This is a genomic window from Pseudomonas sp. MF5691 (assembly GCF_016405645.1).
Lineage (GTDB): Bacteria > Pseudomonadota > Gammaproteobacteria > Pseudomonadales > Pseudomonadaceae > Aquipseudomonas > Aquipseudomonas shahriarae.
Genome location: NZ_JAEKDC010000023.1, coordinates 43,144 through 62,128, shown reverse-complemented (window position 1 = coordinate 62,128; position 18,985 = coordinate 43,144). Strand labels below are relative to the sequence as shown.

At 55.4% G+C, this 18,985-nt stretch carries 23 protein-coding genes; 4 read left to right on the top strand and 19 right to left on the bottom strand.

Going from position 1 to position 18,985, the window contains the following annotated elements; genetic code table 11:
• Position 1 precedes the first annotated feature (1 nt).
• From JFT44_RS24030 to JFT44_RS24015, 4 genes are all read left to right on the top strand, one after another.
• On the top strand, positions 2-337 hold the full coding sequence (locus tag JFT44_RS24030; RefSeq protein WP_000741275.1) for a hypothetical protein: 336 nt from the start codon (positions 2-4) through the stop codon (positions 335-337).
• Between the two features lie 23 nt (positions 338-360).
• Entirely contained in the window at positions 361-687 is a 327-nt protein-coding gene (locus JFT44_RS24025; RefSeq protein ID WP_000091614.1) for a hypothetical protein, read from the top strand.
• Entirely contained in the window at positions 684-1,064 is a 381-nt protein-coding gene (locus tag JFT44_RS24020) for a hypothetical protein (protein ID WP_001054412.1), read from the top strand. The genes JFT44_RS24025 and JFT44_RS24020 overlap by 4 nt, the downstream gene beginning before the upstream one ends.
• A gap of 117 nt (positions 1,065-1,181) precedes the next feature.
• Complete coding sequence (locus tag JFT44_RS24015; RefSeq protein ID WP_198823057.1) at positions 1,182-2,447, top strand: HD-GYP domain-containing protein; 1,266 nt, start codon at positions 1,182-1,184, stop codon at positions 2,445-2,447.
• A 157-nt stretch (positions 2,448-2,604) separates the two neighbouring features.
• Here JFT44_RS24015 and JFT44_RS24010 read toward each other — a convergent pair whose 3' ends face one another.
• From JFT44_RS24010 to traW, 19 genes are all read right to left on the bottom strand, one after another.
• A complete protein-coding gene (locus JFT44_RS24010) occupies positions 2,605-3,039 on the bottom strand; it encodes a hypothetical protein (protein ID WP_198831306.1) in 435 nt (144 codons plus the stop codon).
• 84 nt (positions 3,040-3,123) lie between these two features.
• Positions 3,124-3,432: a hypothetical protein gene (locus tag JFT44_RS24005; protein ID WP_198831305.1), complete on the bottom strand. Its 309-nt coding sequence runs from the start codon at positions 3,430-3,432 to the stop codon at positions 3,124-3,126.
• Between the two features lie 35 nt (positions 3,433-3,467).
• The gene (locus tag JFT44_RS24000; RefSeq protein WP_198831304.1) at positions 3,468-3,893 is read right to left on the bottom strand and encodes a hypothetical protein; all 426 of its coding nucleotides are present in this window, start codon (positions 3,891-3,893) and stop codon (positions 3,468-3,470) included.
• 92 nt (positions 3,894-3,985) lie between these two features.
• On the bottom strand, positions 3,986-4,246 hold the full coding sequence (locus JFT44_RS23995; RefSeq protein WP_198831303.1) for a hypothetical protein: 261 nt from the start codon (positions 4,244-4,246) through the stop codon (positions 3,986-3,988).
• A 305-nt stretch (positions 4,247-4,551) separates the two neighbouring features.
• Positions 4,552-4,800, bottom strand: coding sequence for an antirestriction protein ArdR (locus JFT44_RS23990; RefSeq protein WP_198831302.1), 249 nt, complete (start codon positions 4,798-4,800; stop codon positions 4,552-4,554).
• Positions 4,801-4,828: 28 nt separating this feature from the next.
• A complete protein-coding gene (locus tag JFT44_RS23985; RefSeq protein WP_198831301.1) occupies positions 4,829-5,314 on the bottom strand; it encodes an N-acetyltransferase in 486 nt (161 codons plus the stop codon).
• 103 nt (positions 5,315-5,417) lie between these two features.
• On the bottom strand, positions 5,418-5,654 hold the full coding sequence (locus JFT44_RS23980; protein ID WP_198831300.1) for a hypothetical protein: 237 nt from the start codon (positions 5,652-5,654) through the stop codon (positions 5,418-5,420).
• Between the two features lie 127 nt (positions 5,655-5,781).
• On the bottom strand, positions 5,782-6,018 hold the full coding sequence (locus JFT44_RS23975) for a hypothetical protein (protein ID WP_198831299.1): 237 nt from the start codon (positions 6,016-6,018) through the stop codon (positions 5,782-5,784).
• A gap of 645 nt (positions 6,019-6,663) precedes the next feature.
• Complete coding sequence (locus JFT44_RS23970; RefSeq protein WP_198831298.1) at positions 6,664-7,947, bottom strand: replication initiation protein; 1,284 nt, start codon at positions 7,945-7,947, stop codon at positions 6,664-6,666.
• A 187-nt stretch (positions 7,948-8,134) separates the two neighbouring features.
• Positions 8,135-8,368, bottom strand: coding sequence for a plasmid replication protein RepB (locus JFT44_RS23965; protein WP_233098416.1), 234 nt, complete (start codon positions 8,366-8,368; stop codon positions 8,135-8,137).
• A 203-nt stretch (positions 8,369-8,571) separates the two neighbouring features.
• A complete protein-coding gene (gene ssb, locus JFT44_RS23960) occupies positions 8,572-9,075 on the bottom strand; it encodes a single-stranded DNA-binding protein (protein ID WP_198831297.1) in 504 nt (167 codons plus the stop codon).
• A gap of 96 nt (positions 9,076-9,171) precedes the next feature.
• Positions 9,172-11,430: an F-type conjugative transfer protein TrbC gene (gene trbC, locus JFT44_RS23955; protein ID WP_198831296.1), complete on the bottom strand. Its 2,259-nt coding sequence runs from the start codon at positions 11,428-11,430 to the stop codon at positions 9,172-9,174.
• Positions 11,417-12,511 (bottom strand): DsbC family protein, encoded by a 1,095-nt coding sequence (locus JFT44_RS23950; RefSeq protein ID WP_198831295.1) that lies wholly within the window; start codon positions 12,509-12,511, stop codon positions 11,417-11,419. The genes trbC and JFT44_RS23950 overlap by 14 nt, the downstream gene beginning before the upstream one ends.
• A gap of 78 nt (positions 12,512-12,589) precedes the next feature.
• Positions 12,590-13,789: a conjugal transfer protein gene (locus JFT44_RS23945; protein WP_198831294.1), complete on the bottom strand. Its 1,200-nt coding sequence runs from the start codon at positions 13,787-13,789 to the stop codon at positions 12,590-12,592.
• A gap of 134 nt (positions 13,790-13,923) precedes the next feature.
• A complete protein-coding gene (excA, locus tag JFT44_RS23940; protein WP_198831293.1) occupies positions 13,924-14,565 on the bottom strand; it encodes a plasmid IncI1-type surface exclusion protein ExcA in 642 nt (213 codons plus the stop codon).
• A gap of 28 nt (positions 14,566-14,593) precedes the next feature.
• A complete protein-coding gene (locus JFT44_RS23935) occupies positions 14,594-14,809 on the bottom strand; it encodes a helix-turn-helix transcriptional regulator (RefSeq protein WP_198831292.1) in 216 nt (71 codons plus the stop codon).
• Positions 14,810-14,919: 110 nt separating this feature from the next.
• On the bottom strand, positions 14,920-17,067 hold the full coding sequence (locus JFT44_RS23930; RefSeq protein ID WP_198831291.1) for a DotA/TraY family protein: 2,148 nt from the start codon (positions 17,065-17,067) through the stop codon (positions 14,920-14,922).
• Positions 17,068-17,198: 131 nt separating this feature from the next.
• Positions 17,199-17,777, bottom strand: a complete 579-nt coding sequence (gene traX / locus JFT44_RS23925) for a conjugal transfer protein TraX (protein WP_198831290.1) — start codon at positions 17,775-17,777, stop codon at positions 17,199-17,201.
• Positions 17,767-18,984 (bottom strand): conjugal transfer protein TraW, encoded by a 1,218-nt coding sequence (gene traW / locus JFT44_RS23920; RefSeq protein WP_233098415.1) that lies wholly within the window; start codon positions 18,982-18,984, stop codon positions 17,767-17,769. Before traW ends, traX begins: the two co-directional genes overlap by 11 nt.
• Position 18,985 lies beyond the last annotated feature (1 nt).

The following is an 18,985-nucleotide window of genomic DNA, read 5'->3' as shown; positions in this document are numbered from 1 at the left end:
GATGGCAGCCCGCATCACCGACGACGAATGGGACGAACTGACTCCCGAGAATTTCGATACCACGGCACTGCTGCGTGCAGTCGATGCCGTGGACGTGCTGCGCGGCGATTTGAATGACAGCGCAGACGGCGCACCTCCGCAACTGCGCACCGACCTGTTGAAGCTGCATCAACTGGCAATGGCCGCGTTCAACGAGGGATCACGCAGCCGAGTGGCTGAGCTATTTGATCTCGCCGTGGATCTTCAGGATCAGGTTGATCATCTGATGACCTCGCTGGAACAAGTGCAAGAAACCCTGTCCCGGTTGACGGCGCTCTACCCAGAAAGCCTGTCCTGAATGTTCTTGGAGACAACCACATCATGAGCCGCAGCCGCCGCAAAACGCCCATCGTTGGGCACACGACCTGCCGTAGCGAGCGCGAGGACAAGAAACTCTGGCATCAGCGCTGGCGAACCCACGAGCGCACCGCGCTGGCCAGCGCGTCGCCGGAAGCTCTATGCGCCCATCTGCCTCTACTGGAAAACCAGGTCAGCAACGTCTGGTCGATGGGTAAGGATGGCCGCTCCTACTGGCCCATCAAGCGCCAGGCCGCCACGGCGGATCGCATTGCCAACCACAAGGGACGCAATCCGCAAGAGCGCGCCTCCCTGAAAAAGCGTCTGCTGCGCAAGTGGATGAGCAAATGAACCTGTCCACCATCGAGGCGCTGGCTATCGCTTGGGCGCGAATCGCTGAAGAAGCAGAACTCCCAGCCGGCTACGAGGGCACGGCGACGCCAGAGGCGCATCGGGCCTGCGAGGTGATCCAGGAGCGGATTCGAGAGCACGTCGTCGCCACCAATGACATGCGGCTGTTCGGCCTGCTGCACCTGCTTGGGCAGGCGTCGCTGCGCATGGAGCAAGCGCTGTGGCCGGAAGAATATGCGCGGATGACCCGCGAGGTCGAGGAAGCTCTCCGAGAGGCCGACGACCCCAACGCCAAGTCGTACACCCACGAAGAAGTCATGCAGGCGATGCAGGAACGCATCGACCGAGCGCGAGACAAAGCCATGTTGATCGGCTGACGGAAATTTCGGCGGTTCCGGCTGATCCAAGAATCTTGGCGTGACCTTACCTCCGCTCTACCGCTGGGTGCCAGCCTCGGCGCACGCCTAACCACCCAACTCAGAAAGGAAAATAAGTTGGTAAAACGCATTCCCGTATCCGAGCTTCGTCTCGGCATGTACATCCACAAGCTCGCCGGCTCTTGGGTTCGACACCCATTCTGGCGCGGCAGCTTCCTGCTGACCGAGCCTCAGGATCTCTCTGCCATTCGAGAATGTGGCGTCGGGGAGGTCTGGGTCGACTTGGCCAAAAGCCAAGTCGACCCAGAGAGCCCAGAGAGCCCAGAGAGCCCAGAGAGCCCAGAGAGCCCAGAGAGCCCAGAGCCCAGAGCCCAGAGCCCAGAGCCCAGAGAATTGTCGGAGGAGCAATCTCTGCCGTCTAGTCCACTAAGCAAGAAAAGTGACGGCGCAACCTCAATGGAGAGCGAAATGTGTTATGCACGGAAACTCTGTCTTGCGGCCAAGTCCCAAGTCATGGACATGTTCCAGGAAGCCCGGCTTGGCAAGGCCGTCGACCCAAGCACGACGTTGCCGCTGGTCGGAGAAATCGCTGCCTCGGTGCTGCGCCAACCTCATGCCCTCATCAGCGTCGCACGCATCAAAACGCACGACGATTACACCTACCTGCACTCGGTTGCCGTCTGCGCCCTGATGCTATCGCTGGCCCGGCATCTCGATCTAGACGAGGAGCAAACGCGCCTGGCTGGCATCGGCGGACTGATGCACGACCTAGGCAAGGCCGCGATGCCGCTGGAAGTGCTTAACAAACCAGGCAAGCTCACCGATGCCGAGTTCGCCATCATGAAGCGCCACCCTGTGGAGGGCGCAAAGATGCTGCGCGCAGGCGGGGCCGAGCCCGGGGTGGTGGACATTGCCCTGCACCATCACGAGAAGATCGACGGAACCGGCTACCCGGATCGCTTGGCCGGTGACGCCATTTCACTCCTGGCCCGCATGGGCGCAATCTGCGACGTCTATGATGCCGTGACGTCGGAGCGAGCCTACAAAAAGCCGTGGGACCCGTCCGCGGCGATGCGGCAGATGGCCAAGTGGGAGGGCCATTTCGACAAACGCATCTTCCACGCCTTCGTCAAGGCCGTGGGCATCTACCCCGTCGGCTCCTTGGTTCGCCTGTCCTCTCAGCGTCTGGCCGTTGTCGTTGAGCCGGGAATGGAATCACTGCTGACTCCCAAGGTTCGCGTGTTCTTCTCGCTACGCTCGAGAGAGCCGATCCCGATGCAGACCATCGACCTGGCGGCCACGAGTTGCAAGGACAGTATCACTGGCCCCGAAGACCCGACGCTCTGGAACTTCAAGAACCTCGACGACTTGTGGATGGAATAGCCCCCACAAAACGACGGCCCCGTGAGGGAGCCGTTGAACATCGTCGAGCGATGCCCGTCCAGGGAGGGATGGCCGAGCTCGATTCTCCAGAAGGTAGCTGGTGACACGAGTGTTGAGCCCACCCAACTAGGGTGACGGAAATTTCTGGGGTTCCGGCTTACATCCCCTCCCTCCGATAGGTAGATTGCTCCCGACGTTCAGCCCCATACTGCTGCAGGCCCACAGCACTGATCCAGTCCAGTTCAGCAATATCATCTTGGTTAAACATCTCATCATCCGCAGCGGAATCAATCAGTGCCTGAATCCGTGCCCGCCGCCGTCGGAGCAATTTAAAACACACGGACTTGGTGGTGATGGATAAATCGGGATTACACAGGTTTTTGGCCAGCAGAAAGGTGACGATCATAAAAAAGCGGAGACGGGTTTTACGGCGAAACCGGCCATCCGCCAATTCAGTAATGATGTGACGACCAGTAAGGCTGTAACACACCTCGTTCACCAGGTGTTGATCAGGCCACTGGGCTTTTAGCTCATCCGCCGTCAGTGCCAGAAGTGTCCGTCGTTTCAGTTTCATATAGTCGAATAACCGCATGTCGCTCTCCTTGCCTAGCGTTTCGTCGACGTGAACACAGCCCCCCTAGTAAGGCCAACCCTCCCATCAAAGGGAGGAGGGCGGTCATGTTTTTTCCCGTTTACGCTGTTTCTGCGGTTCATCCACCTGGGCTTCAAGCCTGGCCAGCCAGAAAGCTCCCAGCGATGAAGCCCCAAGGATCAACGCGACTATCGCATGGGATACCACAGACGCCCAGTATTTGAAGGGCTCGCTGGTCAGCGTGTAAGTCGTCCGGGGCCCCCACTTATTGGTGGATATTGTTACGCCGTCCACCAACTCCTGGCCAATACTGACGATCAATAAAACAGTGGTGATCACCAGCATATAGCCCACTGCTCTGGTGGCCAAAGCGCCAATACGAGCGTTAGCCATGCCGTTTCCTCTCTAAACGCGCTTATGCCCAGTCACTACCCGTTTCGAACTTGAGAATGCACGCGGTAGAGCACTGGATGTGCGGTTTTCAGCTCACTGATTGATTTTTGGGCCGCCTCAAAAAGCACCGCGGCGTCCTCGCGAGAAGTGAACGCTTTTTGGGCCTGCTCCTCCCCGTGGGCTTGCGCGTACTGCTCGAACGTCCGTTGATCGCTGCTGCGCTTCGCGCTAAGCATTACCGTGTCCGAGGCATCCAGATCGGCAGTGAACGCTGCATCGAGCAACGTATAAACTCTTTTGCGTTCTTGCTCAGAATAACATTGCTCAATCAGATTCAAGTCGGCTTGCAGCCGATGTGACTTGTCCAGCCCGCGCATCGACTCAGCCAGTAATCCCAGCGGCTTTAGGGCCGTTTTAAGTTCGGTTATCGCGTCTTTCAAATCGTAGGGGTGAGCGCTCATTAATCGTTCCTTATCCGCCTCGACGGCCAACGTTATTCGTCAATTCCTAGACCTTGCGAGCAAATCGACTCTGGTCATTATCGATGTTGTGTTCATTGATCCAGTCTCTGGATTTTGTTCTTAACCACCCCATGGAAAAAATGACAAATCCCCGAGATTGCTGCCATGAGCATGATGAGCGGTGCCCAGCCTTCGGCAATGGCTTTTTGGTCCACTGGTTGTTCAGCGGCCAAAGCCAACATAACGATGACCATCATCGCGAAAATAACTAGCACGCCGCAGAAGAATGCAGATCTATACGCTTTGCGTAGCTGTGCCTCGACTTTCAGTAGGTGGGCTTTTTCATTGCTCATAGCTGCATCCTTTTGAGTGTATGTTCCAATCTGCAGGCTGCAATGCTTCATGCAGTCTTTTGCTCAGCCTTGTGCCGGTAATGGGATATCGGACCTGGTGCCCTTCCATCCCAAGCAACCCAGGTCGCTCCTTAACGGCGCGGGAGGCGTAGCAACGTGCTTTGCACAACGGCTGTCTCGCTCTGCAATTCGCTGGCTTTCGACCTGTTTCGAATGCGCTTGAAACAAGACAAGACCGACAAAAGCAAATACTGCCAGGACTAAAGAGGACCATTTGCGAGCTGCTGATTTCATCATTTTTCCTATTACGCATCAGGGTCAATAGCGACCCACCCTTTCGCACCGTTGTAGTCGTCACCGCCTTCTGCCTTGAAGACCAGTCCGGCCTGGTCCACTGCGTATGCACCTGGGCGTTCGCACGACGGATCACGCAGCTCATTCTTCCAGCCGTACACTTCGCCTTGAAACACCAGCACGACACCACCATGGTGTTCTTGGTTGCCTGCTCGCCACTTTGCGGCAGTTGCACGTAGCGCCTCGATCAGTTGTGTCATGGTCGGTCTTTTCCTAGGCAGTTCGCTATCAAGTCACGAGCGTGATGTAGTGCATTGCCGGCAATCCGGATTCGCTATCTGAAATCTGGTCCGGTTCCTGACTGATAATCTCCTTGGCCACCTTATGCGACCGCTCGTTATCTACACCGATAATGGCTTCAAGGTAAAAGCCAGGCTCCGATAATTCGGCTTCCAAAAGTCCTTTAAACTCTTTCAAACTGCTTGAGAGGACGGCTTTGGCTAGCCCCTGACCACGGAAGGGAATCGCTACGGTATAGCCCACACCAAAACAGCGTTTTCCTTCGTTTGGCTCAGCTTCAATGTAAGTCGCCATGGCCTTGACCTGACGACCTACGATCATCGCGTAAGTCAGCCGAATGGTGTCAGGAGTCGGCTTATCACGAAGAAAATAAAGCTCGCGATGTGTCTTGCAACGCTTGGGCTTGATAGTGCCGCTGAGCAGCGCCTTTTGGAAACTGATCAGCCCTGTGTGAGGGTCGGTAATCGCTGGCATGTGAGTTCTCCAACTCGGTCTTGAGGATCGAAAAGCTTTCCTCTCCTATGCACCTGGCCCCACGTTTGACGGCGGGGCTTGGGTGTACCTGGTGCGTTTTCCCTTAACTTTCGGCACGTCGCGCCAAAGCGCGCTGCATGTATTCAATGGCCTTTTCCAGATTCGTAACGGCATAATCGGGACAAGGCGTTGAGCTTGGCTTTTCAGGATCGTTGAGCCATGACCGAACGGTTCGTACAGCGCAAGGCCGCGCGGTAACCGCTGCAATTAGTTCAGCGCTTTTAGCCTGGGTAATCCCGTAGGTATCCAGCAGTTGTAGATAACGTGTTCGATTGTCCACGCATCCCTCCCATAGTCAGCAATAGGCAATATTGCCTAAGCAAGAGAATAGGCAATACTGCCTATTTATTCTACTGACGCGGCCCCAGCTTTTAGCCGGGGCTTGTGGTGAAACTGAGCGACTTTTCCTACTTCAATGCCTTGTTCAGACCATCACGCAGGCAGTGCGCCTGGTCCTGGTAAATCTCGGAGCGCTCCAATACCTGCCCGCTTGCATTAGTGATCTGCCACACGCAGTCACCCGAGAAAATCTCGTCGACCAACAACTCAAGCATCCGGCCCTCGTCGATTTGCACGCTGAAAACCAACTCAAAGCTTTCAATTTCTTCCTGATCAATACTGGGGTCGATAGAGAAAACGGACAAAATCGTACGCTAAGCATGCGACCTGCCAGGTTGAAGCCATAGAGGCTGGCCGCGAGGTGTCAGGAAATGCCGAAGCCAGCTCTAGCTTGACGTTGTACAGGCTGCCAGCCTGACGCCCGGTTAGGGTGTACTCCACCTGGACGCTTGCGGCGGCTACGTTGGTTTTTGGTTCCGTTGCTCCCTAATCCCGGCTTTGGGGAACAAAGGAACAGGAAGTGCACTTAGCGCCGAAGGCTTAGCGTACGATTTTTTCCCAATTCTCCGGGCTCCCCAATACTCATAGCGAAACCCATTCTATGGAGGCTGGACGATCAAGTGCAAACGCCGCGAAAACTTGGATATCGCACCCATCGGCTTGCTGCCTCGCTCCCGGACTGGACGACAAGTCACCCAGTCCGCCATCAGCTCCTAGGACGACGAATCACACAATCCAAATAAAAGTACGCGCCTCAGATCGAAATCTGAAAAGACCGCAGCACCTACCGGGCGCACTTTTCACAAGGAAACGCGCCAATTCAACTGATAACCCCTCTCCAAATACCGGAAAGTATCAATCAATGAGCGAAAGCAACGACAACAACAACCATCCAACAATACCCGCGCACATAAAGGAGGACCTACTTACACCACTCCCCATCACACAGACTATGAGGAATCCTCAAGTTCACACCCCGAAACAACAGGTTCAAGGGCGGCCCGTGGCCGGGCTGTTACCTGATGTACACCATTCTTAACACTCAGGGATGTGTTGCTCGGGACCTGCGGCTGATTGCATTCGGCGCCTCGAGCGCCGGCGCCGACGACCGTGTTTGATTTGATCTTGGGATGGCTCGCGACTCCAAGGACAGCGATAGTCTGCGGCCGGGAGACTTCTTCCAGGACGTGGCCATAGTTGGCCACCGTCTGCCGTGAAACCCCTGCAAGGGAGGCTATCGTGGCTTGGGTCAGCTTTTCACCGCGCTCCTGGAGCCCGCGGCACGCAGCGCGGATCTTTGATTCGGTAGCTTTGTGACGCAGCTCATGGGTTCGCTTGGCCGCCAAACTCTGACGTTCCTGCAGCGGTAGGGACTTGTCGAGCCCCATGGCCCCACGGCAACACCTGGTGCTGCCAACGTAACGTGTCCAAGTCCAGCGGGCGACGGATCTAACTGTGGCCCTTATCGAAGACAGCATTAAATCCTGGCTAAAGCCGTTTCGAGCAAACTTGTTGTGGTTGTGCGCGAAGGCTTCTAGTAGCTGTGTGAAAGACGCCAACGTCCCGCGTTCGCGCTCTCGGTTGACGATGCTGTACGCGTAATAGCGCAGCTGCTCAAACAGGATGCAATGTCTTGAATGCGGAAGGTCTTCAAGCTTGGGGCCTGTCTTCCAGGGAGATACCTGCAGCTCAACATAATCGGCCAACTCACCCAGTTCGTAGACGTGGCTATGAAGTTCTGAGGTAGACCACCAAGGGTGACCAGGCGTCTTGGCAACCGGTCCGCTGTTGTAGTCCGTATCGGCGTTAATACGAAGCGCGAAGGCCGTATAGATGGCCTTCATGTACTGAATAGGCTTGTCGCGGGCGCTCTCGGTCGTACAGACCGGGGGTATGGCATAGAAAAGGTGGGAGTGTCCATTGTTCCTGTTGCGCACGATCAGATTAGGCGGTGGTAGCCCTTCATCGTCCCAGGAGAGCGAATTGGAGTGATCGAGGTCGAAGATCAACCACGACACCATACCGCGGCGGTTGATCTGCATGTACGGGTAACGGATTGCGTAATCACGTGGCCGGACAAGGGTTGCAGTCTTGTTATCGCTACAACGCGCAAGATACGGAGCCTCGCTGACAACGCGGCTTAGTGCCGTACCTTCTTCAAAGAATCGCCCTGATGGCGAGTATGTCCCTGCTGTGTGCTGGACGTGGCCAACACTTGTGGAAGCTAATTCCATGCTCGACGCCTATTGGCGGCGAGCTAATTATTGGGTTTTCTCGGCTTGCAAAAGCCCGAGGTGCCCGCCATAATTGGCTCACCGTTTGTTGTTGTTGAGCAGGTCGCCACTCTCTAAAGTTAGGACCTGTTCTGAATTTTCCTAAAAGCCCGGTTACCAGCCGGGCTTTTTGGTTTCTGCGATTCCGTTATGCCACTTGCATTGCCTCCACATGAGTCGTCACTTCCGCAAACCCTACACGTGCTGCATCTGCATGCACCGACTCAAGGCTCTTATAGATTTTTCGTCGATCTGATCGGGCGATGGTCATGTAATCCAGCTTCCCGTCCATGTGAACAACAATAAGCTCCCACCCGCTTTGCATAGCAGCAGGGGCAACAATGGCGGTTTTCAGGCCACCTTTATTGAACAACTTGCGCATCGCTGAAAGATCCACGGCCATCACGCCCCTCGAATCGTTGTGGTAATAACGAGACAAGACTAAGCGTCGCTGCATGAAAAAGCAAATTCATGCAGTTTCAGAGACACCAAAAGGCATTTTTGAGCGCAGTTTTGTGCAGGTTTCGGCTTTTTTGTGTTCAGAAGTTATGGTCTACGGCAGCCTCTAGAAGAACCCAATCGCCACTAAAACGGAATCGACTCATCGTAATCGTCCGGATCAAAATCCGGCTCCGCTTGGTCTGCGGGATGGGCTTCTGTCTTCGGTACCGACTGCTGCGGCCGGGGGGACTGATTTGGCGTGTTCCCCCCCAGGCCCTCTTGCGAAGCTTGCCGATCGCCCTGCGGACGTCCACCTAAAAGCTGCATCGTCCCGCGCATGTCCACATGTATCTCCGTGGCGTAGCGTTTGATCCCGTCCTTTTCCCACTCCCGGGTCTGCAACTTGCCCTCGATGTAAACCTGCGTGCCCTTGCGAACGTACTGCCCGGCGATTTCCGCCACCTTGTCAAACAACACCACGCGGTGCCATTCGGTCTTTTCAATCTTCTGCCCGGTCTGCTTGTCGGTCCATTGTTCGCTGGTGGCCAGGCTCATATTGATTACCGCCTTCCCGCTGGGGGTGTACCGCAACTCCGGGTCTTGCCCGCATGTGCCAACCAAAATCGCTTTATTTACGCCGCGTGCCATGGTGTTTCTCCTCGTTATTTGGGTTTGCCTTTATCAGCTGCCGGCGACACAACATGTAGTGTCGCCAACTGTTCAAAGCCCACTCGATGACGCCCATTAATTCATTTCGTCTTCATAGATCGGGGGTTGCAGGTCGTTTCTCTGTGGCCTCGGCGCTGCAGCTCTAGGCGCAGCAGCTTGGGCATTCGGGATATTTGGTGGTCGGATGTGCTGCGCTTGGTAGTCCTCCAGACGCTTGCTGCCCACAGTTAACGCCAGTGCGGTGCGCGACTGCGCCTGATAACCACGTCCACGCTTGGGGACATGCTTCAATGCGGTGTTCCATAGCAACGAGCTGCGCACCGCAGCCCCTGGACGCCGGCGCCAAATGGCCTGCCATTCCTCGTCCAGGTCATTCAACGCCACCAGCAACGGATCAGTCAGCACCAGGCTTTCCAGGTCGCTGCGACCAGGCTTCATCGCCACATGGTGCAAAATCCGTTGCACTCGATCCGCACGCGGATAGCTGCGCCGGACCCTGGCAGGCGCACCGGCCAACAAGGTCTCCAGCCCTGGCGGGGCGACCTCGATAAAGCGGTTGATATGGATGGCTTCCTTGGAGAGCTTGTCGACATCATCGACATACATGGAACTGCCGCGAATCACATTCCCTTTGTAGAGGGTGATGTTTTCCCCCTCCTGCAGCTGCTGGACTTCCTCGACACTGACCTTTTTGTCTTTGCTCATGGTCAAGGTGTCGGAGTCTTCCCAGTTGGAACTCAACATGCCCGGTTGACGCACCAAGCCGGACATTTGGGGTACATACTCGTCACCCGCCATCAACTGCAGGATCTCCAGCGTGTCCTTGGGGTCCATGATTTTCCCGGTGATCCGGGTGCCCATGTTGGCAATCAATGTCCAGACTTTATCGCCGGCAGCGGATTTGAGACGCTGCGCTTCCTGGCTCGCCAACAGCAAGCAAATACCAATGGACCGCACTTGCGTCGCTAACTCGCCTATTTTGTCGGTGTAGTAGGCCCCTACCTCATCCAAGATCCACAAGAACGGGAAGCGGTCCTTGTACTTGCGAATCACCAGAATATCTTCGGGCTTACCCTCCAGCTTCTCACCCAAATCCTGACTCAGGATCATGGCCGCCTGCGACACGTACAAACGGCCAAGGGTCGCCGCCTCGGTCGAGGAAATTTCCAGAGCTGGAATCAAAACCTGCAGGATGCGGTCGTTATGCACCACATCCTTGAGGTCGATATCGCCGGCATCAAGAGCAAACACGTGGCCGTAGGTGTCGTTAAACAAGGCCAGCATGCGAGTGAATTGCTGGATCAAATACCCGTGCTGATTCAGGGCCTCCGGCGCCCATTCAGAAGGGGTGTCCACCTTGGCCAAGTCAAATCCGGCCAGAGTGCCCAGGTAGTTTTCCAGCGGCAACCGGGCCTCTTCATGCCATTGTTGTTCCACTGCCTGGATGTAGAGCTTGGCGATCGCGCGCAGCGGTAAATGCGCCTGAATCGTGCGCTGAGACATGACCGTCCCTTCACGCCGGCACTTGTACACCAAACCAAATACCAGGGCCTGGATCATCGCCCGGGCTTTTTCTTGCCAGCCACCATCGTTGCCGGCAGGGGGCAACATTGAGTCCATCAGGTTGATGATGTAGGTTTCCTGGGCGATACCAAACGCATTGATGGTGTTGGTCTGCCCTCGGCTTTTATTGCCTTCAAGCAGATCCTGTGCCCGGGACTTACCACCCGTGATGAAATTCATTGTCCGAACGTCATCCTCCCGGCCGTAGCGCCGTGCCAGGGAGGTAAGGGCGGCGGATACATCGTTTTGGGCCTTGCCGTCAGAATAAATTAGCCCTTTCGCGTAGCTGAGCTGGCCAACGACATACCCCAAAAGTGCCTCAGTTTTACCAGCGCCGGTCGTGCCGAACATCAAAATATGGCGCGTCATGTCATCCATGGAGAGCCACAGCTCACGCCCGGCATCCCGGGCCCGCAAATACCCCATATACAAGATGCCAGCAGCTTTGCTCATGGTGGTGCGCATAACGGTCACCGGCAAAAAACCCAGTAACTTGCCCGGTACCTGGCGTTGCGTCGAAGGATCGAAGCGGTCCATGTCCGAAGGCATGCGCATAGGCATCTGCCAGGGTTCGAGCAACATGGAAGGCGCCCAAAAAATGAGGATGGGCAAACTCAACCACAAGCTGGCCGGATACACGATGCCACCCACTACAGACCCGATCAGTCCCAACGCAAGACTACCGGGCCCCATCATCCACTCGCCCAATGCCGAGTGGTAAATCCGGCGGTTTAGGCGCGTACGCTCAACGGCGTAGTCATTGGCTCGCATCCGATACCTCCTGGTCCTTCTGCGCCGGTTGTTCGTCCAGGAAGGCTTGCAGTTTCAGCGGGTCGCGCAAAAGCGCTTGCGACACGTAACGGCCATCGTCGCTAATCACCCAAGGCGTGCCAGGAATGAGATAGGCCTGATAGGCCACCTGATTTATTCCCAGAGCCTTTGAAGCCACATCGCACTCACCGGGTTGCGCCGCTTTTGAATCCGCTCCTTCCGACGCCTGCTTTTCCAATTGTTTGCCAAGGTTCAGCCCATTAGGTGCCGAATCAAACAACGCGTCCCAGGCCGCTTTGCGCTGTTCAGGAGGCAGACACAGCACCGGCGTAATGGCCGCAATCGACTTTTCCTTACCGATCACAGATACCGGAAACACCACCACGTTGAAGGCGTCAGAAATGGCATTCAATGCTGGTTCAAGACGCTTACAGTTGGGGCAACTGGGGTCAGCGAAAACGTACAACGTCCGTGCATGGTCGCTGGAGTAGTCCACGGTAAACAACTTGCGCTCTGCGGCGTTGTGCAGCTTGTTCGGAAGCGTGGCCCTGATTGCCTGTGGCAGGGCCCAGCCATCATCTGGCACCTCACTTGAGGCAGTCGGGCTTGGCGCTGGCTCTACCGGCCGTACCGCTGCTGCGCTTGGAGCGCTGAGGACCGGGACGGGAGTCATGGGTTTAGGTGCGCTGGGTACCGGACTGGTGACTGCCAGGCCAACCGGCGTTGAGATGGACTGTATGTCCTCTGCCTTAACCCAAAAATAGCCGAAGGTGAGTGCGGCTACAGCTAGCACCACGCCGGTCACTTGGCGTATGTCCTTTAGGGTGGAATGGTGTAACTGCACGGTGACCAGCTGGTTGAGCAGGTCCTGCGCCTCATCGTTATTAAGGGTTTCGAGTGAGAATTCAAACCCCTGAGCAGCACGGCAAACCACATTGCCATTGTTCAAATAAAAGGAGGGCTTTTGGCGTAGGTCCAAGGTACACAGCGTGCGGCTGACGCTATCTACTGTCTGAGTGATAACAAGGTGATTAGCTTTGATAAGCACCGAAAACGGCGCGTGCAGGGATGCCGAGGCCATGGGGTTTCCTCTAGTCGAAATAGGTAGGGATGGAGCGTCAGAACAGTGCGGGGAGGTACACAGATAATTCAGCAGCTATTAGCCTGGCTCGTTGGCCACCGTTTCCTGCACGGCATAAATCGCCGTCATAACGGGAACATCAGAAACCTCTCGACGTTTGGCCGTGATGACTTCGCGCGGGTAAACCAGGCCGATGCTTTCCAGCTCAATCTGCAAGCCTTCGATGGCTTGCGTGACCATCAATCCGGGACGTGGCAAACCCTTCTTTTGGGCATGAACCTCTGCCCGGGCTTGAGCCTGCACACCGGCGCCCTCAACAAACACCTTCGCGGTGTCCGCGCTATGCAGGGCATACCACAACGTGCGGTCGACGCCTTTGAGCCAGCGGAACCGCGCAGGCGGTAAGCGAAGATCGCGCCCGTACAATCCGACTAATGCAGTTCGCACCGAGATATGGCTTTCCAACCACTCACTGACGCCTGGAGCCTGTTTTAGGCGCTCAAAGCCCTTATCAGCCAATCGGTAGAGCGGCGTCACCGAGTAGCGTTTGCGGCGCAACAAACCACTGACCATACAAGAGCGGTTCAGGTCATCAAGCAATCGAGTTGCAGCTTTGCGATCATCGAGAAACACCTGCTGACCAAACACGGCCAACAAGGCCCGCTCATAAGGTGTCCAGTCCGAAAGACCGTTATGAACACCGCCGATCTGAGCTTCAAACGCCGAACGCGTTGCCTCCAGATCCAGCACTTTGCGCTGCACCAGGTTGTACCGATCGGCAAACTCTTCGGGCTTGAGCGCCCAGGCATTTGCGGCCGAGGTGTCATTCATCAAACCATCAGGCCCTGATGCGGCCAAGACTGGTATCACTGCGGGGGCAAACGCACTCACCAGTCCAGGCAGAGTGTGGATGTTCACTATCCGTTTACTGCGAAACGGCAGCGCCGGGTGTTGCGCCAATCCCATCGCACTCATCACCACCAGCGGTACGAGGAACAGCATGAAGATCCCGCTGGTTTGGTTCATCACGTCGATCCATTCGTTCAACGTAACGTCCTTGGCGTTATTGGCCACCTCAGCCAGAAGGTTGATCTTGCCCCCGGCCCAGGTATGAAATGGCCCAAAGTCCACTATTTTCCATAACCAATAAAGCGTCCAGGTAGTCCAGTACACGAACGAATCGAAAAATAGCCAGCACAGCAGTACAGCGGCACAAAACGCTAGAAACACATACGCTTGTTCGCCCTCCCACGCGCTTTGTTGAGGTCGATTTTGCATTGGGATTTCCTACGAAGATTAAAACCAACTAATTGGAATGGCCATTAATGGCCCACAAACAATCACACCGCCCGTATGGGCAGTGTGGGAGGGTAAAGCGCGTCAGGGTAAAACGAGAAAGGGGATCTATTGCTTCACGCCAGGCGTGGGATTTGAATCTTGAAATCGCTTTCCAATTTTTCGATCCGGTCACGCACGTGCTGCGCAAACGGCTTAGCCATGTTTGTGTTTTGGTATTCCATAGCCCCCAAGGTATCGAACCAGCGCTGTGCCCAAGGGGTAGCGATTTCAATACGCGGCAGGTCGGGGAACTTGGTATTTAGACGAAACATGTTCCCTTCAACTTCGCGGTTGGTCCAGTCATCCATGGTCAAGCCCACTACGTCCACCTGTCCTTTACGGATTCTATGAACGTACAAAATCGTACCATTTTTCTTGTCGATCCCCAGGTACTTGCCTTCACCTTGGCGATAAATTTCGTAGCCAATTTCAGGGGCGTAGTACGCAGAATCACGAAGAGACGCCGTGATTTTTTTGAGCAAGCGATTCCGGCTCCATACTCCATATGCAAATGTTCCAATTGATACAATTATTACGGCCCAGATAATAACAGTACCCAATGCGTCATCTGCGACTCGTCCCATGGACTTGCCTGATGTCACCATGAAAAACATTACTACACCTATGAACAGTAAAAACGGGAATGCAAAAAACATATAGAGACTTTTTACGATCCCAATCCATCCCTCTTTGGCGGTTTTCAAACGTTGCACCATGACCTTACCCTCATGATTGAGAAGAATTTCATTCTGTCGAATCGGCTAAACACTCAAGCGCAAACTGAACCCGATAATCGGCCACCCTATACAGCGGCTCTGACTCATCACGCAGGTAATTTCGAAAACCCGTCCATGACATACCAAGCAGCTGGGCCGCCTTGCGTTGACTAACTCCGGCCTTATCGATCAGCTCGCGTAGATAACGCGGATCTGGATTGTGATTGGAAGCATCTGGCTTCATCAAACAAGATTCCTGCTGTCGTAGCTCCTAAACCATGAATACAGCGTAGCGGATAACATTGTTACCCAGACCACCGTTTATCGGACAGCAGAGAAACTTGTAATGGCTGCTCATTGAATACCGTCCCCTCCACCTCCACCGCCAGGATTACGCCTAGGTTGGCTTCGCATACCTGGCATGCGCTGCGCCCCACCGCCTGCAGCACCGAACATGCCTTTCATGTTATCGACCATACCGCCCATCACGTTGGCCCCTTCACGACCGCCCAGGAACGAAATCACATAGTCTGCAAGAGACGCTTGCAGACCAAAGATCCGGGTGACGCCAAAGGTCGCGATGCGGGCGTAAATCATCAGCCAGCCTATCATCTTGAACAGCCCAACAATGGAGTCCGCATTGGCATTAGCCAGTGCAGAAGCGAACAGCAGATTAAGAATTGTGCCCCCAGCCATAACGGCCACGGCCGCAAAGAAGAAACCCAGAACCATCAGTGCAGGTCGCAACATCATGTCGATCAAGAAGATATAGCCGTAGGCACTACGACTACCTTTGTCTTCCTCAGCTCCCAAGTGCGTTGCAGCCCACATCGGCCCTGCGGCACAACCCACCAAAACACTGACAATCCAGTTAAATACCCCCGTCATCCAGAACAAAAAAGGCACTGCTGGCAAAAACACTGCTAAGGAAAAGCCGATGGCCATCAATGCAAACATAACGAAAAAGAAGATCGGGGCCAGAGCGCCCAGCACATCTTTTGCTACTTCACCGCCGTTGATTCCAAAGACTTGCCCGAGTGTCCCCAGTACCGAGTTACTGGCCGCTGAAGCAGCACCCACAGCAAGCGCATAAACCGCCATCGATGTTTCTGTTGCGACCAGAGTGTAATCGCCAATCGCCTGCATTTTGATCAGCGGGTTTACTTGGTTAGAAAAATTAGCGTCCGTGCCAACTTTCAACGTTGCTATTCCGCTTGTAATCATTTGCATAGGATTTTTGAAAAAGCTCACAAACACCGAGTTGGGATCTTCCGCTGTAACTGCCGCTCCATCATCCTTGGCGGTCTGCGTCCCCAATGGCGCGGTGTACGTGCTGTTTTGCACCTGCGCCCGATAGGCCGCAAACACCTGGTTGTAAAGGTCGCTGGTACCATGCTCACCCACATGACTCATTCCAGTGACAACCGGCGTCGAGCTGGCCACGTCATTGGTCTTGCTGTTGGCCGTGGCGAAGGTGTGATACCAACTACCCAGGGCGACCCAACCACTGCTTTTGATCTGACTTGATAGCTGGCTTTGCAGCGTATCCTTGAAGTCGATTTTAGTCAGCGCCTGGTTGACCGTATTTTCATAATCAGCGGCCGCGTTCTGGATCTGCGTCTCGGCATCCTGAAAACTCCCCACGTCCTGGTCACGCTTGCTCAGGTAGGTGTCCACAAATGACCGCGCCGCCTGATCCATAGAGCTTTGCATCGTGTCCAACGCTTGACGCTGCGCCGTGATAACGCCATTCGTATCCACATCACTGTCAAACAGCAGATTCCAGGTACCGGTTCGGCCTGTGTCAGGCGTTTTGGCAGAGCCACACACGGCACTGCCATTGCCGGTGTCGTATTGACCATTACCGCCCTTGGTGGTCATCAGCGGTGTATTGGCTTCTCCATCCGCATACAACGACTGCAACTCACGGTTAATCGCGTACTTGCACAGGTTCATCTCAAAGATACCCCGGGCAGCTGATCGAGTGACTGGTGCCGTGGGCTGCGTCACCATCGAATATCCGCTACTCATCATATCGACGGCTTTATCGGTCAACAGATTCGCCCCACCGACCCCCATCACAGAGGTGGCCCAAAGCATGACCAGTTGAGCCAGCGACCAGCCCGAGGCAGTGGGTAGCAAGGTGATGAACCCGGCGAACGTCATAATCGGATACACCGCTGAGCGCCCTCCGTTAAAGACTTGCCCCTGGTGCCCTGACTTCACAATGGTTCTCATCGTGATTGCCAGAAACCAGAACAAGGCCAACACGCTCAAAAACCCGTTGATGAGGGCGAATAACGATCCGATCAACGTGGGGGTTGAAGGGGCAAACGGATTAAGCACCACGTCGCCAAAAATCATCACCAGTGCCTGCCGTGACAGGTCGTTGGTCTTTTGGGCCGCAGCCGCGATAGTCTGATAATCCACAGTGTCGGCCAGGGCCGGCAGGGAAAAGACCAGCAACAGTCCGACCCACCAAAATTTATTGGTAAGTTTCATAGAGTTTTCCGTGTGATATGCCGGACCACGAATGGGACCGTAGAGGTGAAACAGAAGAAAAGCCGTAAGCCAAAAAGCACGCAGACCCGGAGCAGGAAAGCAGCGTTCCCCCCCTTATCTATCGCGGGGACTCACCTCGCAGCTCTCAACGTCAGTACTTGCCAACCCCAGTGGTTTTCGGCCAGGAAGTCCTTGAAAGTGCCCCCTTCGCTCTCACTGACGCGCCTTTCCTGCAGTTGCCACAAGCGGTAAGTAGTAATCAGGGTTTTCACAAAACCCAGTCCGCCCGCCCCCGTCAGCACCAGAATCGTTATCACCGCACGTAGTAGCGTGCCGGAGGGCAGGTCGTGCGCGAGCAGTGCCAGACACGACAACACCAATGCCAATCCCCCGCCAATCACCATCAAGCACCACCAGGCGAGCCGAATACGAGTGAAGGCGGTGTTTAGCTGCTCGATGCTCTTGCCGGTACGTGCCACCGCCTGCGCCCAATCCAGCGATTCAGAAGGCGTTGATTGGTGGTTAAGCAGCGCCCAGGCCTGATGCAGCCTGCCCATTGTCGGCTGCACACCCTGGCGATAAATCACTCCCAGATCTGAGAACGGGTTGAGGATCGATAGCCCCGCGTGCCCGACGCGTTGTAACGGCGTGTTGGGCTTTTTGTCGGATTCCTGCCGTTCTTCATCGGTGTCCCGAGGTTCAGTTTTCATGTGCAGTCACTCCCGAACTCATTTTTGAACCCAACTCTTGAAGCTGCGGTACGTACTTAGCGTCGGCCGCAAGGGCTAATTGCTGGCCAGCAATGATATTGGCCTGACGCTGATCATTTTTAATGCCCAATTGCAGCCAATTACCCAAGCTCTGCACTCGTACCAACTCCCGCGTAAGGTTTTCACCGCTCATGGCCTGCAAATCAGTCTCATAAGCGGTGTTGGCATAACGTCTACCCACCTCAAAGGCCTCAAACTCGCGCTCACTCATCACGCCAGTCCGTTGTGCTTCCTGACTCCCAGTTGAGGAGAAAAATTCCGCCGCGGATGGGCTTTGCAAGGCCTCTTGCAGCGCATCCTTCGTGGCCGGATTGGCCTGACTGGCGGCGATCATGTCCAGTTGCGGTTGAGTGGCGGCGCTTTGAATCGCCTTGTACTGGGTCATCAACCCCTGATATTCACGCCCTGTGGCTGACTGGATTTCGCCCTTACCCGGTACCCGACCACCGTCATGACGCGCAGAGTTTTTCATGTAGGCCATTCCCGCATCTATCTGGTCCTGGTTGAAGGTCAGGTCAGGGGCCTTACCCACCGCTCCCGCGCCGTCGAGCAACGAACGCATTTCAATGTCGCCCCCTGGTAGGCTGGACACACCCGGGCACAAGTCCGTGCCGCCATACTGCGCGGCCTCGCTCTCGGTGCAATATGCAGCGTGCATGGCTGCACTGCGATAGCCGCCCTGGCGTGGTGCGACGGGCAATGAAGCGATGGTTTTGCGCACCACCGCACTACTAACACCCGACCCCGTAGCAAGGGTTGAGGAATTGGAGCGACTCACCTTACCTACCGTTGCAGCCATACCAGAAGCGGACTCGCTGCAAATACTGTCCGCAACTGTGTACTGCTCTCGGGCACGTTCCAGGCGCTCAGTCTGACGTCCGAAAATGTCCGCTTCGCGTTGAGCGCGGGCTGATTCAGTGATGACGGCGACCTGCTTGTCACTGGCCTGCACAATGGCCGTGCCGATCTGCATATCCGTGGTTAGAATTTCCGCCAACGTGGCTTGAAGGCCCACCATAGCAGGCATAACTTGCGTGGTGATCGGCACGCTGGACACTTCCGCCGTCGGCTGCACATAGGCATAAGCCTGCGGCCCCCCCAGCACACTCATGGCCAACGCGGTTAACGCATAACGTCTTTTCATCATG

Bases quoted from the DNA above. Each gene is read 5' to 3' on its own strand.
- JFT44_RS24030 (WP_000741275.1), top strand. From the start codon at position 2: ATGGCAGCCCGCATCACCGACGACGAATGGGACGAACTGACTCCCGAG.
- JFT44_RS24025 (WP_000091614.1), top strand. From the start codon at position 361: ATGAGCCGCAGCCGCCGCAAAACGCCCATCGTTGGGCACACGACCTGC.
- JFT44_RS24020 (WP_001054412.1), top strand. From the start codon at position 684: ATGAACCTGTCCACCATCGAGGCGCTGGCTATCGCTTGGGCGCGAATC.
- JFT44_RS24010 (WP_198831306.1), bottom strand. From the start codon at position 3,039: ATGCGGTTATTCGACTATATGAAACTGAAACGACGGACACTTCTGGCA.
- JFT44_RS24005 (WP_198831305.1), bottom strand. From the start codon at position 3,432: ATGGCTAACGCTCGTATTGGCGCTTTGGCCACCAGAGCAGTGGGCTAT.
- JFT44_RS24000 (WP_198831304.1), bottom strand. From the start codon at position 3,893: ATGAGCGCTCACCCCTACGATTTGAAAGACGCGATAACCGAACTTAAA.
- JFT44_RS23995 (WP_198831303.1), bottom strand. From the start codon at position 4,246: ATGAGCAATGAAAAAGCCCACCTACTGAAAGTCGAGGCACAGCTACGC.
- JFT44_RS23990 (WP_198831302.1), bottom strand. From the start codon at position 4,800: ATGACACAACTGATCGAGGCGCTACGTGCAACTGCCGCAAAGTGGCGA.
- JFT44_RS23985 (WP_198831301.1), bottom strand. From the start codon at position 5,314: ATGCCAGCGATTACCGACCCTCACACAGGGCTGATCAGTTTCCAAAAG.
- JFT44_RS23970 (WP_198831298.1), bottom strand. From the start codon at position 7,947: ATGGAATTAGCTTCCACAAGTGTTGGCCACGTCCAGCACACAGCAGGG.
- JFT44_RS23965 (WP_233098416.1), bottom strand. From the start codon at position 8,368: ATGCGCAAGTTGTTCAATAAAGGTGGCCTGAAAACCGCCATTGTTGCC.
- ssb (WP_198831297.1), bottom strand. From the start codon at position 9,075: ATGGCACGCGGCGTAAATAAAGCGATTTTGGTTGGCACATGCGGGCAA.
- trbC (WP_198831296.1), bottom strand. From the start codon at position 11,430: ATGCGAGCCAATGACTACGCCGTTGAGCGTACGCGCCTAAACCGCCGG.
- JFT44_RS23950 (WP_198831295.1), bottom strand. From the start codon at position 12,511: ATGGCCTCGGCATCCCTGCACGCGCCGTTTTCGGTGCTTATCAAAGCT.
- JFT44_RS23945 (WP_198831294.1), bottom strand. From the start codon at position 13,789: ATGCAAAATCGACCTCAACAAAGCGCGTGGGAGGGCGAACAAGCGTAT.
- excA (WP_198831293.1), bottom strand. From the start codon at position 14,565: ATGGTGCAACGTTTGAAAACCGCCAAAGAGGGATGGATTGGGATCGTA.
- JFT44_RS23935 (WP_198831292.1), bottom strand. From the start codon at position 14,809: ATGAAGCCAGATGCTTCCAATCACAATCCAGATCCGCGTTATCTACGC.
- JFT44_RS23930 (WP_198831291.1), bottom strand. From the start codon at position 17,067: ATGAAACTTACCAATAAATTTTGGTGGGTCGGACTGTTGCTGGTCTTT.
- traX (WP_198831290.1), bottom strand. From the start codon at position 17,777: ATGAAAACTGAACCTCGGGACACCGATGAAGAACGGCAGGAATCCGAC.
- traW (WP_233098415.1), bottom strand. From the start codon at position 18,984: ATGATGAAAAGACGTTATGCGTTAACCGCGTTGGCCATGAGTGTGCTG.